The organism is Catellatospora bangladeshensis, from assembly GCF_016862575.1.
GTDB lineage: Bacteria > Actinomycetota > Actinomycetes > Mycobacteriales > Micromonosporaceae > Catellatospora > Catellatospora bangladeshensis.
In genome coordinates this window covers 1-14441 of sequence record NZ_BONF01000039.1, presented here as the reverse complement: position 1 = coordinate 14441, position 14441 = coordinate 1, and the positions used below count along the sequence as shown (strand labels likewise).

Here is a 14441-nt window from a genome sequence, read left to right as displayed (position 1 = left end):
GCGATGGCACCCGAACCCAGCACGCCGACCGCCGGCCGCGCCGGCTACGACCTGCTCGTACTGGCCAACCGCCTGCCGGTTGACCGCATCACCAGCTCCACCGGCGACAGCCGATGGCAGCGCAGCCCCGGCGGCTTGGTCACCGCCCTGCACCCGATCATGCAGCAGCACGCCGGGGCTTGGATCGGCTGGCACGGGCAGCCCGGCCCAGCCCCGGACCCGTTCACCCACGACGGCATCCACCTGCACCCCGTCGGGCTCTCCGAACAGGATGTCGACCGCTACTACGAGGGCCAGTCCAACGCCACCATCTGGCCGCTCTATCACGACGCCGTCGAGCAGCCGGTATTCGACCGCGACTGGCGACACAGCTACCGCGCCGTCAACGAACGCTTCGCCGTCGCCGCGGCGCGCCTGGCCGCGCCGGGCGCCCTGGTCTGGGTACACGACTACCACCTGCAGCTGGTCCCCGGCATGCTTCGCGGACTGCGCCCGGACCTGCGGATCGGCTTCTTCCTGCACATCCCGTTCCCGCCGGCCGAGCTGTTCTGCCAGCTGCCGCTGCGCGACGAGATCATACGTGGGCTGCTCGGCGCCGATCTCGTCGGCTTCCAGCACCCTCATGGGACCCGCAACTTCCAGCGTCTGGCAAGGGAGCTGGTGGGCGCGAAGCTCACCGGCGATGAGATCGAGCACGGCGCGGGGATCACCACCGCGGCGACGTTCCCGATCTCCATCGACGTCGCCACGCAGCAGCGGCTGGCCGACGACCCTCAAGTGCAGGCCCGGGCCGTTGAGATACGCCGCGAGCTGGGCGACCCCTCGACGTTGATCCTGGGCGTGGACCGGCTCGACTACACCAAAGGCATCGAGCACAGGTTGACCGCGTTCGGGGAGCTGCTGACCGAGGGCCGCCTGGAACCCGCCAATACCGTGATGGTGCAGGTCGCCGTGCCCAGCCGCCAGCGCATCGACCACTACCAGGCGCTACGGGAGCGGGTCGAGCGTATGGTCAGCCGCATCAACGGCGTGCACGCCGGCATCGGGCGGCTGTGCGTGCACTATCTACACCAGTCTTACGACCGCGCGGAGCTGGCTGCGCTGTATGCGGCAGCCGACGTGATGGCGGTGACACCGCTGCGCGACGGCATGAACCTGGTCGCCAAGGAATACGTCGCCGCACGCACCGACGGCACCGGCGCGCTGGTGCTCAGCGAATTCGCCGGCGCCGCCGCCGAGCTGCGCCAGGCCTGGACGGTCAACCCCCACGACCTCGACGGGCTCAAGAACGCGATCGTGGCGGCCGCCTACGCCGACCGCGACGAGCAGGCCGGCCGTATGCTGCCGATGCGGGCTCACCTGCGCCGCCACGACGTCAACCGGTGGGCAGCCGACTTTCTCAGCAGACTCGAACAGCCCGCGGGCTGGACCTGTGCCGCCGCAGCCTGAAGAGGATCAGGCACGGCGAGACCGGATTCGGGCCGAACCGGGTACTCACCGAACCGTTCGCCGGCCTCGATCTGGCATCCCGAAACACCTGCAGGCCTGACGGCGGCCTCTGGCCGAAGCCGATGTACTGCCACGAATGCCGCGCACTGGAATCATCTCTCGTGTGGAATCGATCTCGCCTTTCGGTCACCAGGTCCGGGTTGCTCGACCGAAGTGCCCACGCGGCCGCATCTCGTAGCGTCGATGCGGCAGCCCACACCGCTGCCGGCCACACCCGGGCAAGGAGACGCGGCATGGGCAGAAGACGGCTGCTGGCAGCGGTCACGGCAGTCGTGATCCTGGTCGGCGGCGCAGCAGGCGCCTGGTGGTTGACCCGACGCGACACGACCACAGCGACCCGCGACCCTGCCCCGCAGGTCACCGGCGACGGCACCCAAGTCGGTCCCGACGGCGGCACCGTCCAGGTCGGCGACGTCGAGATGCAGATCCCGCCCGGTGCGGTGGCCTACGGCAGCCTCATCACCGTCCTGCCGGTCGCGGCCATCGGCGAGCACGACGGCGAGTTGTTCGGTCAGCCGGTCGGCGTCGAACACGACCAGCCGCTGCGCGAGCCGGTCACCGTGCGGTGGAAGGTGCCGCAGCTGTCCCCGCGGCAGCGCGCCGCAGCCGTACTGACCCGCTGGGACCCGGATCTGCGAATGTGGAGAGTGTCCGACGTGCGCCTGAGCGTCGACGGGGACACGCTGGTGGCTTCGCTGCGGGACTTCTCGTTCTGGGACTGGGCGGCATCGGCCAGCCAGTGGACCGGCGAGCTGCTCGGAAAACGCGTCGACGCCCCCGCATGCAGCGGCAAGCCGCTGCCGTCGTGGGTACGCGGTGTCGTCGACCCGGACGAGGACCTGTCAGCGGCCGCGCTGCGGGTCTGCTTCGAACCCGACCGCGATGAGATCGTCACCGCCCGGGTGGCCAACAACCGCACCTTCACCCAGCGCCTGCAGCTCAAGCCCGACCACGCCGCATGGGCGTGGACGTGGGCAGGGCGGGAGGAGTTCGGCCCGAAGGCAGTCATCTACCGCACCGCCCACGACGTTTTCGACTCCGACAAGTCGTTCCTGCTGCCACCGCTGGCCGAGGTCGCAGTCGGGATCGGCCGCCCGGACTCCCCCGGATCGGTGATGCAGACCGGTACCGGAAGCGTCGACGCCGTCACCGTCCTGGTCGACGTCACCACCTACATCTTCGACCAGCTCCCGGTCGGTGGCAGCGACAACCCTCTGATCAACGCCATGCTGCAGGCGTTGTACGAGTGCGGGGGCAAGGAGCTGCTCAACCGGCCGAAGGCCGACCCGGAGACGATCGTGCGTGCCGTCGTCGACGCCGTCGGCTCGTGCGCCACCGACATCGTCGACCCAGGCAGCGAGTTCGGCGCCCGCTTCGAAGCCCTCGAACAGCAGGCGATCCGCGCCCACCCCGGCACCACCGCACAGCTCGTCGCGCGCGGCGACCGCCTGGTCCACCAGCTCGCCCAGGCATACGCCGTCCTCAAGTACGCCGACCTGCTTTTCTACCTGTCCGACCAGCTCGCCGACACCCTCGTCGGGCCGCTGGCCTTCAGCGTGCGCGGCGACGGACGACCGCAGCAGCTCGGCGTGTGGACACCCTCCTGCCGCGATGTCAACGCCGACAGCGGCCGCCTCTACCGCAACCTCGCACTGCAGGACACGTTCGCCGACGAGAACCGGGAGCTGTGGCAGTTCGACCAGTGGCGACCAGCCGCCCGCACGGCAGTCAAGCCGCTGGACGCCTGCCCAGACGACTACCTGGCCGAACTCGCCGGCTTCCTGCCCGGCGACTGGGGCGACCCGAAAGCGGCCGGGGTCGTGGCCGACGAGGTCTGGTCGCTGTCGGGGTATCCGGCCGTGCCGGTCATCAGCCGGCTGCGCCAGCTGCAACTGTGCGAGGCTGCGTGCACGGTCACGGGCAGCGTGTACTTCGAGCATCCGTCCTACGGCCACAGCGTCCTGATCACCACGATGCCGACCGAGGTGGGCGCTTCGGAAGCGTTCATCGCCGTCATCGGCGCCAACGGGAACGTGCGCTGGCGGCACCGGGCCGGCGCCTGGTACCGGCTCGCACCTGCGGCCCCTGCCATCGATGGCACCGGGCATCTGTTCATCAACTACGACCCGGGACGCTACAACGGCGTGATCATTCTTGGTCCCAGCGCCCAGGGCTTCGACACCTTCGACACGCTGCCCCCGCCTGGGGAGTACGCCCAGCGGTTCTACAGCGCCTCGCTGGTCGACACCGACGGCGACGGGCGTTACGAGGTCGACTCGGCGCTCAACGACTGCGACCCCGACTGTGCCGGCGGCACCAGCCACCACACCATCTACCGCTGGACCGGTAAAGGCTACGTGGCGAGCTGAGGCAGTCCTGCGCCAGCCGATGACGGCCTCGTCCGTTGTCGGCAGGCGTCCGCGGCCGTGGAACGAGCAGCGGGCTGACTCACGTCGCCTCCATCGTCCTAGGAGCCTGAGTTACGGGGTCGGGACGGGGACGGCAACATGGGATCGAGGCGACTTGCAAGCGATCGTCGTCGACACCGCTGACCGCTGCCGATGCGGCGGGACATGCCCTGCTAAAGGTCGGCAAACCTTATCTCCAGATGGTGTAGGCCCGCGCTCCGCGCCTGAGGTCGCATGGCATCAGGGCTGAACCCGGTGAACCAAGAACCGCTTCACGCAGATCTGCCTCCCGGCGGAGCACCGAGCCGGCTCGTTCGAGGGCAGGCCTGCGGTCAGCTTGTTCGTGCTGGGCGTGCTTGGGAAGGCAAAGCGCAGTCGCTACGAAACTGCCGTGGGGTCGGAGCGATGACGACCGGCCTACCGGAATTCTTCAAAGAAGTCTGGGAGGGGGTGTCGGATCGGGGCGGTGGCGTACGTAGCAGGGGTGAGGCCGCCCACAAGGGGCGACGCCCAGACAAGGAAACATGATCATGAAGCTGACGACCATGCCCCAAATCTCCATTGATGGAGTAATGCAGAACAACGGCGCCCCGACGGACGACCACCCGAACGGGTTCGAGCGTGGCGGATGGGCCTTGGGGAAGGGCGACGACGGGACCAGGACGTTCATCACACAGACCTACCAGCGAGCCGAGGCGTTCCTGTTCGGCCGACGCACCTACGAGTTGTTCGCCGGCTCGTGGGGATCTATCGACCAGATGCGCGCACATCCCATCGGCGTGGCTTCGAACGAGGCCCCCAAGTACGTTGCCTCGACCCTGCTCACCGCGCCGCGCTGGGAGGACACGACCGTTCTCCGCGGTGACCTCGCGGCGGCCGTCAGCGAGCTGAAGGCCAAGCCCGGGGGCGAGCTTCAGGTGCACGGCAGTGGCGCCCTGGTCCGGTGGCTGCTGGCCAACGATCTGGTCGACGAGATGACTCTGATCGTGATCCCGGTGATCGTTGGCCTGGGCGCGAGACTGTTCCCGGAGACCGGTCCGGACCTTGCGCTCGATCTGGTCGAGTCGCGGGTCGACTCGAAGGGCGTGACGACCCAGGTCTTCCGGCCGGCCGGGCGCCCGCAGTATGCGACGGCTTGAAGTCCCTGACCGGGGTACCACGGTGTTCTGACACCACAGGAGATGACAACCGGGGCGAGCAGGCGGTGTTCAGCGACGGGCCGTTCGTGGAGTCGAAGGAGTACCTCGCCGGCGTCTGGGTGCGGGAGGCCCCCGATCTCGATGTGGCGCTCAAACTCGCCGCCGAGCAGTCGCCGGTCTGCGATCGGAAGATCGGGGTGTGGCCATACCAGTGAGCGACGTCGAGGAGGCGATCGCCCAGGCCCACCACGAGGAGTGGGCGCGGGTGGTCGCCGCCCTGACCGTGCCCGAGATCGCCTGCGCCTTCCTGGTACGGGAGACCACCTTGTAGGTAACCGTCTGGCTACGCGGGTGAGTGTTGGCCCCACTTGCGGGGGATTTGTGGCTCCATTTGGCGATCTTCGGTCCTTTCGCCATGGGTGAGTTTTGGCCCCAGGCGAGTTGGGCCAACTGGTTCCAGCCAGCCTCGGATCCGGGAGCGGGGGTTGCGCGGACCGAGTCGTGGCCTGCTTTGATGTGCCTATGTCGTGGACGCATGTCGGCCGGCTCTGGACCAATGGCGAACCCTACCTGGCCATCGACGGCGATCTTCGCCAACATTGGCATGGCGCCGACGACGAAACCTACGAACAGCTGGTCACTACGTTAGCGGCGGAGCCAGTCAGCATCCCGGTCGGCTCTGCCACGGCGGCACTCCTGGGTGACGGAGTGGTTCGCGACGACAGCTGGATGGAAGTCTTCACCGCAGCCAACGGCCATATTGCGATCATCCAGGCCGGCGGCCCGGACTACCGCACTTCCGTCGCGGCTGCCCTGTCCTACCCGCTCGGCGCCGACGATCTCGCTGCCGATATTGAAGTCCCCAGCGGCCACATCGCGCTGTTCAGTTCTGCCTGCGACGGTGTGGGCGAGGGCTCGATGGAGCTGTACGGCCCCCGGCCGGGTCAAGTACCGACCGAGCATGGCTGGGCGCCCCGGGAACTGGCCACAGGCCTCCTTCTGCCAGCATCCAGCCCTCTCTACCGGGTGCGCTCCCGCTCGTACACCGAACTCGACGAGGGCGGCTGCTTTGCCCGGTGGCTGCTCATCCCAGCCACGACCGATTAGCCAACGCCCTGGCGCCGATCCGTAATTACTGACAGCAGGCGGGCAACGCCTCAGCGCTGCAGGCATCCGACGAGCGCCGCGCCAGAACCGGTATGACCTGTTCACCTTGCTGGTGACTCACACCCGCAAGGTGGGGCCGAATTTCGCCCACACCGATTCGGCGATCAAGGTGATGGGGCCGATATTCACCCATCGCCGGGGCCAGAACTAACCCGTAGAGCCAACCGTCGGCGGGTACAGGTTCACACATATCCGGCGCCATTACCGGCGGCGTGAGCGAATGGTGTTCACCACGTGACGAGTTCGGTCAGTGCGGCGCTGGTCGTTTCGTCGGCCGGCAGGAAGGCTTCCAGTCGCAGTTCGGCGATGGTGACGTCGGTGGCGGTCCCGAAGTGGGTGAGTGTAGTGATGAGCCGCAGTTCCCGGTTGTCCGGGTCGCTCGTGCGCAGGTGTAGCGGCACCGCGAAGCCGAGATGATGTGGCGCGAGTTGCCGCGGGCGCGGCGGCGCCAGGTCGACGAGTTCGTCGGCGAGGAGCCGGAGCCGATCGCTCGGGTTGCGCAGGCTCTCGGCTTGGACACGGTCGATGATGTGCCATGCCCACTCGTCGAGGTTGACGATGCGCGGCGCGAGGCCGTGGGGATGCAGCAGGACTCGGGGGACGCTGACCGGCGGGGCGAGCAGGTGCGGGTCCACGCCGCGGGTGATCACTTGGAACCCGGCATTGGCGGAGACGAGGTCGCCGTACCGGTCGACGATCACGGCCGGGTAGGGCAGGTGCCCGTACAGGATGCGGTCGAGAGCGGCGCGGATAGGTGCCAACTGCGGGTCGTCTAGATCGCTGTGGGGGTATGCGGGCGCGAAACCCGCGTCGAGCAGCAGTTCGTTGCGTTCGCGGATCGGCACCTCCAGCGACTCGGCCAGCCGTATGATCATCGACCGGCCGGGCGTCGACCGGCCGCTCTCGATGAAGCTGACGTGCCGTTGTGTGGTGCCGGCGCGCACCGCGAGTTCGAGCTGGCTGACGCGTCGTCGGGTACGCCATTGCCGAAGCGCGTCGGCGAATCCGCCCCTGGGCGACTCGGTGATCACTTCTCCTGTTTAGCCGATGTGAGTGCTGGTCGGCGATTCCCTGCGGGGAATTGTCGCGGCGCGCCCGGCGCTGCACAGTCGTGGTCGTAAACGATCATCCACGACTGAAGGATCATCATGGCCGACATCGACCTTAAAAGCTTCACCGACCGCTACGTCGCCGTTTGGAGCGAACCCGACGCGGAACGTCGCCGCGCCGCCGTTCGTGAGCTGTGGTCTGCCGACGCGGTCCATGTCCTGCAGCCGCCGCAGGAAATGCGACAGGCTGCTGAAGGGCTGGGATTCGATCGCCTTGTCCTGGAGGCGCGCGGGCATGACGCGCTGGAGGTACGGGTGACGCGCGCCTACGAGGAGTTCGTCGCCCCGGGCACGTTCGTCTTCCGCTCCCGCGGCGACGTCGACCGGCTGCACGACGTGGTCAAGTTCCGCTGGGAGATGGCGCCTCGCGCCGGCGGCGACGTGGCCGGTGTCGGGCTGGAGATCCTCGTGCTCGGTGCGGACGGACGCATCGTCAGCGACTACCAGTTCATCGAAGGATGACCGCGATGAGGGCGATGCGGCCCCTGCCGTGCGTCTCCCTACCCGGAGACTTCGGACCCGGCACGACACGGCCACGCCCCACCCGGAATGCCTGACTCACTCAGGCGAACTCGGGAAGTCAGAGACGCTACAGGAACGCAAAGTACGGCATGTCAGTGAAACGTGCCGATGGGACTGCACCCCTCAGGCAGTCCCATCGGCTGAGCTCGAACCACCGCAACCCCTCGCGGCGACGACCCTGACAGGCTCAACGCCGTGAACGGCGCGAGGATACGGCCACCAGGCTGAGCCCGTATCGCCCCGCTGGCCTCCGACACAGGACAGCGCACGGACAAGCTCGCGTCTCCCATGTCGGAGCGTCCGCGAGGCTGGCTCTTCCCATGCATCGATCGCCGTTGTTTACTGTTCCGTACGAAGAACTATGGAAGGAGTCAGCACATGGCAGTGTGGAGACGCGCGCTTGCGCGGTTGCTCTGCGGCTTGGCTGTCGTCGCGACGCCGCTGGTCGTGGCGCCCACACCGGCTCACGCGATAGGCGTGCGTGCGGCCGTGGTCGACGCCGCCGAGGCATACCTGGGCACGCCGTACAAGCTGGCGTACGGGTGGACGTGCGGCACGCAGGCGGTGGACTGCGAATGCCTGAACCGCCACGCGATCTGGGACGGCACCAAGCGCGCGACCGGACGCGGGCTGCAATTGAACTACTGGCTGCAGGGCCAGATCAACCAGGGCCGCCGGGTCAGCACCCCGCGGCCGGGTGACCTGGTGTTCTGGGACACCGACCCCAACGACGGCATCCGTTACGGCGGCGACCTGGACCACACCGGCGTCTACATCGGCAACGACCGGGTCATCGACGCCAACGCCTACTACGGCTACGTCAAACGCGACAGCGTCACCCTCGGCGGCACCGAACCTGACCCGCTGTTCATCGACGTGCTCACCCCCAACGGGTACTGAGACGCCCGGACCTCCCCACCGGGACAGGCGCACCGGCCGGCTACCGGCCGGTGCGCACCATCTCCAGCACCCGCCCCACCGGCAGTGCGGGCACCCGGTGGCCGTCGCGGCCGACCATCTCGGCGTTGACGAACAGCGCGTTGAGCACGGCCTCCTCCACCGCCTGCACACACGCCTCGAAGAAGCGGTCCAGGTGCCGCCACGGCACCAGCGACATCTGCTCCAGCCGCTCGTCGCCGGGCTGCGGATACTGCGAGCCGCTGACGTGCTGCTCGGCGGTGGACAGGGCCAGGAACAGGTCCCCGGAGAAGTGCGAGCCGCTGGTGCCGGTGCGGGCCAGGCCCAACGGGACGCGGCGGGCCAGCGCCTTGCACTGGCCGGGCAGCAGCGGCGCGTCGGTGGCCACGACCACGATCACCGAGCCGGCGCCGGCTGGCTGAACTGCCGCGGATGCGGCGAACGGGTCGTCGTCGGTCAGCCGGCGGCCGACCGGATGGCCGGCGACGACGAGTTCGCGGCGCGCGCCGAAGTTCGCCTGCACCAGTACGCCGAGGGTGTAGCGGTCTGCGCCGAACGGCACCTGCCGCGAGGAGGTGCCGGTGCCGCCCGTGTAGCCGTAGCAGTTCATGCCCGTGCCGCCGCCGACCGATCCCTCGGCGACCGGGCCGCCGCGGGCGGCGTCCATCGCGGCGGCGGCGACGGCGGGGGTGACGTGGTCGCCGTTGATGTCGTTGAGGAAGCCGTCGTAGGTCTCGGCCACCACCGGCAGCATCCATCGCTGGGCCCGCTGCGGCACGTGGGCGCTCACCCAGTCGACGACGCCCCGGTGACAGGCGCCGACCGCGTGGGAGTTGGTCAGCATGATCGGCAGGTCGAGCAGGCCGACCTCCTCGACGAATGCCGCACCGGTCATCTCGCCGTTGCCGTTGAGCACCGCCATCCCGGCAGCGCACGGGTGCCCGACCCCGGCCCGGCCGCGCGGCAGGACAGCCGTCACGCCGGTGCGCACCGGGCCGTGACCTGTCCGCAGCGGACCGCTTCCCTCGATGAGGGTCACCGCGCCGACCTCGACGCCGGGCACGTCGGTGATCGCGTTGTGCGGCCCGGGCTCGCCGGGCAGGTGCAGGCCCGCCTGCCGGACACGGCGGCCGGCCACAGACGATTCTTCGTACACGACAGCAAAGAATACGTGCCCGGTCGGACACCCGCCCGGCGGCGGTACGGTGATGCGCACGGATGCGACAGGAGCGAGCATGGCCAGACCCAAGCGGCAGGACGAGCGACGCGCCTACCTGCTGGCCGCCACCCGGGCGGCGATCATGGCGCGTGGTCTGGCCGGCGTGCGCGTACGCGACATCGCCGACGCCGCCGGCATGTCCCCCGGCACCGTCACCTACTACTTCCGCGACGTGCAGGACCTGTTCGCCGACGTCTACGACGAGGCCGTCGAGCGGTTCTACGCGCGCCGCAGCCAGGCGGCCGAGCAGCACGAGGACCCGGCGAGACGCCTCGCGGGGATGATCGACTCGGGCCTGCCGTCCGGCCCCGACGACGAGCTGTGCTGCCTGTTGTACGAGTTCTCGCCGCAGGCCAGAATGCGCCGCGGCGAGGCGGTGATGCGCCGCAGCCTGTTCGACCGCCAAGCCGATCTCTATGAGCGGATCCTGCGCGATGGCGCCGACAGCCAGGCCTTCAGCCTCACCACGCCGCCGACGGACGCGGCCCGCAACCTGGTAGCCCTCGAGGACGCCTACGGGTACCACATCATCACCGGCACGTCGGTGGACCGGAAGGAGGCGCTACGCCTCATGACCGGATACGCCGCGCATGTCGTCGGCGTCGAGGTGTAGAAAAGCCCGCTTGAGGTTGACCCGAGGTCAAGGTGGAGGCTCGTCCGGACGGCATGAATCCGGCCGGACGAATCAGCTCAGAAGGAGTACACCACCATGTCCATCACCAGCACCGGACACGACGAAGTCACCCGCGCACAGCTGCAGACGGCGATCGAGGAGATCGTCGACGCTGGATTCCTGGGCGTGGTGCTGCGGGTGCGCGACGAGCATGGGCAGTGGGTGGGCAGCGCGGGCTCGAGCAGGCTGGGCGAGCCCGGCGAGCCGCCCGTCGACGGCCACTTCCGGATCGGCAGCAACACCAAGACCTTCACCGCCGCGCTGGTGCTGCTGCTGGTCGCCGAGGGCCGAATCGAGCTGGACGCGCCGGTGGCCGCCTACCTGCCCGAGTACGCGCTCGACGAGCGGATCACGGTACGGATGCTGCTGCAGCACACCAGCGGCGTCTTCAACTTCACCGGCGAGTTCTTCCCCGACGGGACCTATCAGCCCGGGATCGCCGCGCCCGGCACCCCGCTCGGCGACGCATGGGTCGACGACCGGTTCCGGACCTACCGGCCGCAGGAACTGGCGGAACTGGCGCTGTCCAAACCGGTGCGGTTCGAGCCCGGAACGGGCTGGAGCTACTCCAACACCAACTACGTGCTGGCCCGGCTCGTGATCGAAAAGGTCACCGGCCGTACCCTGCCCGAGGAGATGCAGCGGCTGATCACCGGCCCGCTGGGCCTGGTCGGCACGGTGCTGCCCGAGGCCTCACCGGAGATCCCCGAACCGCACGCCCACGCCTACTACCGTCACGAAGGCCCCGACGGCACGCACGTCGTGGACGTCGCCCACCACAACCCGTCATGGGTCTCCACCGGCGGTGACATGATCTCCACCACCGCCGACCTGGCCACGTTCATCTCCGCGCTGCTCGACGGCAGACTCCTGCCCGCCCCGCTGCTGGCGGAGATGTGCCGGCCGCACCCGACCGGCATCCCGGGCATGGACTACGGGCTCGGCGTGTTCGTGGAGAAGGTCGGCTCCGGGGGCACCGTCATCACCCACAACGGCGGCCTGGCCGGGTACGCGGCGCTGATGTACAGCACACCCGACGGCAGCAAGACCATGACCGCGTCGCTGACCTGCGTCGACGACTCGAAGCTGACCATCGCGCCGGTGTTCGTCGACGCCCGGCAGCGGCTCGTCGAGCTGGTGTTCGGCAGCGGTCAGGCCCAGCCGGCCGGCTGAGCCGTTCGCCCCGTGCCGGCCAGTCCGGTCGGGACCGATGAAGCGGGTCCACGCCCAGCTCGGTGAGCTGCGGCGTGGCCCGTCCACCGGCCCGGCGGTCACCTCGATGATCGCCGGGCGCGGGCATGGGGCAGGCTGATCGGGTGCGAAGCGGTGTGACGATCGGGCAGGCGGCGGCGTACGTCGGCGTCACGGTGAAGACGGTGCGGCACTACCACAAACTCGGCCTCGTCGCCGAACCCGGCCGGGACGGCTCCGGCTACCGGCGCTACGGCTCAGCCGACCTGCTGCGGCTGGTACAGGTCCGCACCCTGGCCGCCGCCGGGGTGCCGCTGGCCGAGATCGGCGACATGCTCGGCGGCGGCGCGCAGCGCTTCGCCGAGGCGCTGACCGAGGCCGAACGGCGCCTCACCGAGCAGATCAAGGAGCTGACCGCCCGCCGCGAGCGGCTGCGCCGGCTGGCCGACAGCGATCGGGCACTGCTGGGCGATCGCGCCGCGGCGCTGCTGGAGCGGATGCCCGCCCTCGGCTTCGACGCCGACGAGACGGCAGCCCTGCGCGACGGCTGGGTGCTGGCCAAGGCCCTGGTGCCCGAGGGATTCGACGACTACCTCGCCGGTGTCGAGCAGGCCGTCGAGGACCGGCACTTCGTGGCCTTGATCAAGCGTGGTGCCGAGGCCGCGACCTGGTCGCGAGACGATCCGCGCATCGACGAGCTGGCCACCGCCATGGTCGAGCGCTACCTCGCCAATCCGGTGCTGCTGCGGACCGTGACCGGACTGCAGGCCGGCAGCGAGGCCGCGACGCGGTACCAGCTGATCGCCCACCACGGGGCGGAGCAGGGATCAGCCGCGGCTCGCCTGACCACGCTCGTCGAGACCAGGTTACGGGCGGCCGGCGTCCGCATCCCGCGGCCGTGACGCTGGCGCCGCCGTACCGAACGGCGACGGATGCTCCGGCTGTCGGCGGGCGGCGTGGCACGGCTGGCACGCTCGGCGATGTGCCGGGTGGAAGCGCCGACCGACACCACCGGGCTCGATGGCGTCAGCAGTCTGCCGCCGCAGGCGCGTGTCCTGTGTATCTCCCGCACAGTTCCGCTGGCGGCAAGAAGGTTGCACGGTGCGATCGGCATGGTTTATGTTCGCCGCCTTTGGTTGATCACGGGGAGGCAGAAAGCATGCGATGGAAAGCACTGGCCGGCATCGTCACCGTCCTGGCGTGGCTGGCCCCGGCAGCACCGGCGGCCGCCGCCGATCCGGCAGAGATCGGCCTCGAGGCGGCATGCCGGCTCGCCCAGCCGGTGACCTACCCTGACCTGCGGCCGCTGCTCGACGCCGACGTCGCCGCCATGACCGACGTCGAGGTCCGGGTCACGGTGAACCAGGTCCTCGCCGCGAGCAAGGACCGCTATGTCGGCGTCACGCAGCGGGCGCAGGAGGCATTGGACGGCACGCACGACATCCGCGAGTTCCTGGGGTCCCGGGCACAGGTGGTGTGGAACACCGATCTGCGGGTCCTGACCAGCCAGGTCATGTCGGCCGGCGGTGCCCACGTCAAGGCGGCCGCGAACAAGGTGCTTGACGATGGTGGTATCGACGCCCTGCTCGGCTTCGTCAACGACGGCCAGCACGACGCCCGTGCACTGGACTACCGCGACCTCGTCACCGAGGCCAAGCGCACCGGCGGCCCCGAGGTGGTCAAGGCTGCGGTGGCCGCGCTGACCGGCACGTTCGAGGACCTGCGTGTCTTCCTGTGCAGCGGTTGGCGCGAGGCGTACGACAAGGACCAGGCGGCCGCTTCACCGTCGGCTTCGGCTTCGGCTTCCGCGACACCGTCGGCGTCGGCGTCGGCGTCGGCGTCGGCGTCGGCGGCACCGTCCTCGTCGCCCGCGCAGTCGACCTCACCCGGACCTCAGCTGCCCATCACCGGCACGAACACGACGACGCTGGTGCTCGTGGCCGGGGTCCTGATCGCGCTCGGCGCGGCCGGCATCGTGATCGCCCGCCGCGTCCGGGCGTAACCGACGCCTGTCAGGGGTCCGGGCGACCGGACCGTTGCTGATTCCATAGTCGGATGTCAGCAATCCCGGCCTTTCGGTCGGGAAGGTTCCTGCCATCACCGGAGCGTGACCGCTTCGGCTTGGCGAGGATCTCTCGTTTCTGTCCGCTGGTGCGGGGTTGCGCCACCTGCCCGCCCACCCGGCCGCTTGCGCGGTCGGGTGGTGGCGCGGGTCTGACGGTCGGCTCCACGGGGGTTCGACGCTTTCGCGTCCTGGTCTCCGGCCACTCCGGTACCAGTCTTGACTGCCGCCGCCAGGGCGGCGAGGTTACGTGCCGCGTTGGCGTCACGGTCCATCACCAAAGGGCATTGTTCGCAGGTGAACACCCGGAGGTGCAGCGGCAGCTTGGCTCTCACCGCACCGCACTCCGAGCAGGTCTTCGACGACGGGTACCAGCGGCCGGCCTTCACGGTGACCCCGCCTGCCCACTCGCCCTTGTATTCGAGCTGACGTCTGATCCGCCCGAACCCGGCGTCGGCGACCTTCCGGGCCAGGCGCCGGTTTCGCAGCATTCCGGCGACGTTCAAATCCTCGACCACCACCGT

Annotated in this window: 15 protein-coding genes; 12 read left to right on the top strand and 3 right to left on the bottom strand. The window is 69.3% G+C overall.

From position 1 onward, the window contains the following. Positions 1–3 precede the first annotated feature (3 nt). From Cba03nite_RS29400 to Cba03nite_RS29380, 6 genes are all read left to right on the top strand, one after another. Positions 4–1449, top strand: a complete 1446-nt coding sequence (locus Cba03nite_RS29400; RefSeq protein ID WP_203753065.1) for an alpha,alpha-trehalose-phosphate synthase (UDP-forming) — start codon at positions 4–6, stop codon at positions 1447–1449. Positions 1450–1742: 293 nt separating this feature from the next. Further along, positions 1743–3878, top strand: a complete 2136-nt coding sequence (locus tag Cba03nite_RS29395; protein WP_203753062.1) for a hypothetical protein — start codon at positions 1743–1745, stop codon at positions 3876–3878. 569 nt (positions 3879–4447) lie between these two features. After that, on the top strand, positions 4448–5056 hold the full coding sequence (locus Cba03nite_RS29390) for a dihydrofolate reductase family protein (RefSeq protein ID WP_203753059.1): 609 nt from the start codon (positions 4448–4450) through the stop codon (positions 5054–5056). Positions 5057–5121: 65 nt separating this feature from the next. Beyond that, positions 5122–5271 carry a YciI family protein gene (locus Cba03nite_RS29385; RefSeq protein WP_239126090.1) on the top strand — a complete coding sequence of 50 codons (150 nt, stop codon included), beginning with the start codon at positions 5122–5124 and terminating at the stop codon, positions 5269–5271. Continuing rightward, complete coding sequence (locus Cba03nite_RS40425) at positions 5256–5387, top strand: hypothetical protein (protein ID WP_275411627.1); 132 nt, start codon at positions 5256–5258, stop codon at positions 5385–5387. The genes Cba03nite_RS29385 and Cba03nite_RS40425 overlap by 16 nt, the downstream gene beginning before the upstream one ends. A 191-nt stretch (positions 5388–5578) precedes the next feature. Further along, a complete protein-coding gene (locus Cba03nite_RS29380) occupies positions 5579–6163 on the top strand; it encodes a hypothetical protein (protein ID WP_239126089.1) in 585 nt (194 codons plus the stop codon). Positions 6164–6450: 287 nt separating this feature from the next. Here the strand turns inward: Cba03nite_RS29380 and Cba03nite_RS29375 are convergent, their stop codons facing one another. After that, positions 6451–7254, bottom strand: a complete 804-nt coding sequence (locus Cba03nite_RS29375; protein ID WP_203753054.1) for a helix-turn-helix domain-containing protein — start codon at positions 7252–7254, stop codon at positions 6451–6453. 117 nt (positions 7255–7371) lie between these two features. Here Cba03nite_RS29375 and Cba03nite_RS29370 point away from each other — a divergent pair, with 117 nt between their 5' ends. Together Cba03nite_RS29370 and Cba03nite_RS29365 are read left to right on the top strand one after the other, a co-directional pair. After that, positions 7372–7794, top strand: coding sequence for a hypothetical protein (locus Cba03nite_RS29370; RefSeq protein ID WP_203753051.1), 423 nt, complete (start codon positions 7372–7374; stop codon positions 7792–7794). Between the two features lie 438 nt (positions 7795–8232). After that, entirely contained in the window at positions 8233–8754 is a 522-nt protein-coding gene (locus Cba03nite_RS29365) for a C40 family peptidase (protein ID WP_203753048.1), read from the top strand. A 40-nt stretch (positions 8755–8794) separates the two neighbouring features. Here Cba03nite_RS29365 and Cba03nite_RS29360 read toward each other — a convergent pair whose 3' ends face one another. After that, positions 8795–9910 (bottom strand): DmpA family aminopeptidase, encoded by a 1116-nt coding sequence (locus Cba03nite_RS29360; protein ID WP_203753045.1) that lies wholly within the window; start codon positions 9908–9910, stop codon positions 8795–8797. Between the two features lie 97 nt (positions 9911–10007). On the opposite strand from Cba03nite_RS29360, the gene Cba03nite_RS29355 reads away from it, so the two are divergent. From Cba03nite_RS29355 to Cba03nite_RS29340, 4 genes are all read left to right on the top strand, one after another. Next, positions 10008–10604, top strand: a complete 597-nt coding sequence (locus tag Cba03nite_RS29355; protein ID WP_203753042.1) for a TetR/AcrR family transcriptional regulator — start codon at positions 10008–10010, stop codon at positions 10602–10604. 96 nt (positions 10605–10700) lie between these two features. Continuing rightward, on the top strand, positions 10701–11837 hold the full coding sequence (locus tag Cba03nite_RS29350; RefSeq protein ID WP_203753039.1) for a serine hydrolase domain-containing protein: 1137 nt from the start codon (positions 10701–10703) through the stop codon (positions 11835–11837). Positions 11838–11980: 143 nt separating this feature from the next. Beyond that, the gene (locus tag Cba03nite_RS29345) at positions 11981–12757 is read left to right on the top strand and encodes a MerR family transcriptional regulator (protein WP_239126088.1); all 777 of its coding nucleotides are present in this window, start codon (positions 11981–11983) and stop codon (positions 12755–12757) included. Positions 12758–13014: 257 nt separating this feature from the next. Further along, positions 13015–13857 (top strand): LPXTG cell wall anchor domain-containing protein, encoded by an 843-nt coding sequence (locus tag Cba03nite_RS29340; RefSeq protein ID WP_203753033.1) that lies wholly within the window; start codon positions 13015–13017, stop codon positions 13855–13857. Positions 13858–13952: 95 nt separating this feature from the next. Here Cba03nite_RS29340 and Cba03nite_RS29335 read toward each other — a convergent pair. Next, positions 13953–14441: RNA-guided endonuclease InsQ/TnpB family protein (locus Cba03nite_RS29335; RefSeq protein WP_203753030.1), on the bottom strand; the 489-nt coding region annotated here is incomplete at its 5' end.

What these genes read in the sequence shown, in the direction of transcription:
- Cba03nite_RS29380 (WP_239126089.1), top strand. Translation starts at nt 5,579, where the DNA reads ATGTCGTGGACGCATGTCGGCCGGCTCTGGACCAATGGCGAACCCTAC.
- Cba03nite_RS29390 (WP_203753059.1), top strand. Translation starts at nt 4,448, where the DNA reads ATGAAGCTGACGACCATGCCCCAAATCTCCATTGATGGAGTAATGCAG.
- Cba03nite_RS29350 (WP_203753039.1), top strand. Translation starts at nt 10,701, where the DNA reads ATGTCCATCACCAGCACCGGACACGACGAAGTCACCCGCGCACAGCTG.
- Cba03nite_RS29365 (WP_203753048.1), top strand. Translation starts at nt 8,233, where the DNA reads ATGGCAGTGTGGAGACGCGCGCTTGCGCGGTTGCTCTGCGGCTTGGCT.
- Cba03nite_RS29340 (WP_203753033.1), top strand. Translation starts at nt 13,015, where the DNA reads ATGCGATGGAAAGCACTGGCCGGCATCGTCACCGTCCTGGCGTGGCTG.
- Cba03nite_RS29400 (WP_203753065.1), top strand. Translation starts at nt 4, where the DNA reads ATGGCACCCGAACCCAGCACGCCGACCGCCGGCCGCGCCGGCTACGAC.
- Cba03nite_RS29355 (WP_203753042.1), top strand. Translation starts at nt 10,008, where the DNA reads ATGGCCAGACCCAAGCGGCAGGACGAGCGACGCGCCTACCTGCTGGCC.
- Cba03nite_RS29395 (WP_203753062.1), top strand. Translation starts at nt 1,743, where the DNA reads ATGGGCAGAAGACGGCTGCTGGCAGCGGTCACGGCAGTCGTGATCCTG.
- Cba03nite_RS29370 (WP_203753051.1), top strand. Translation starts at nt 7,372, where the DNA reads ATGGCCGACATCGACCTTAAAAGCTTCACCGACCGCTACGTCGCCGTT.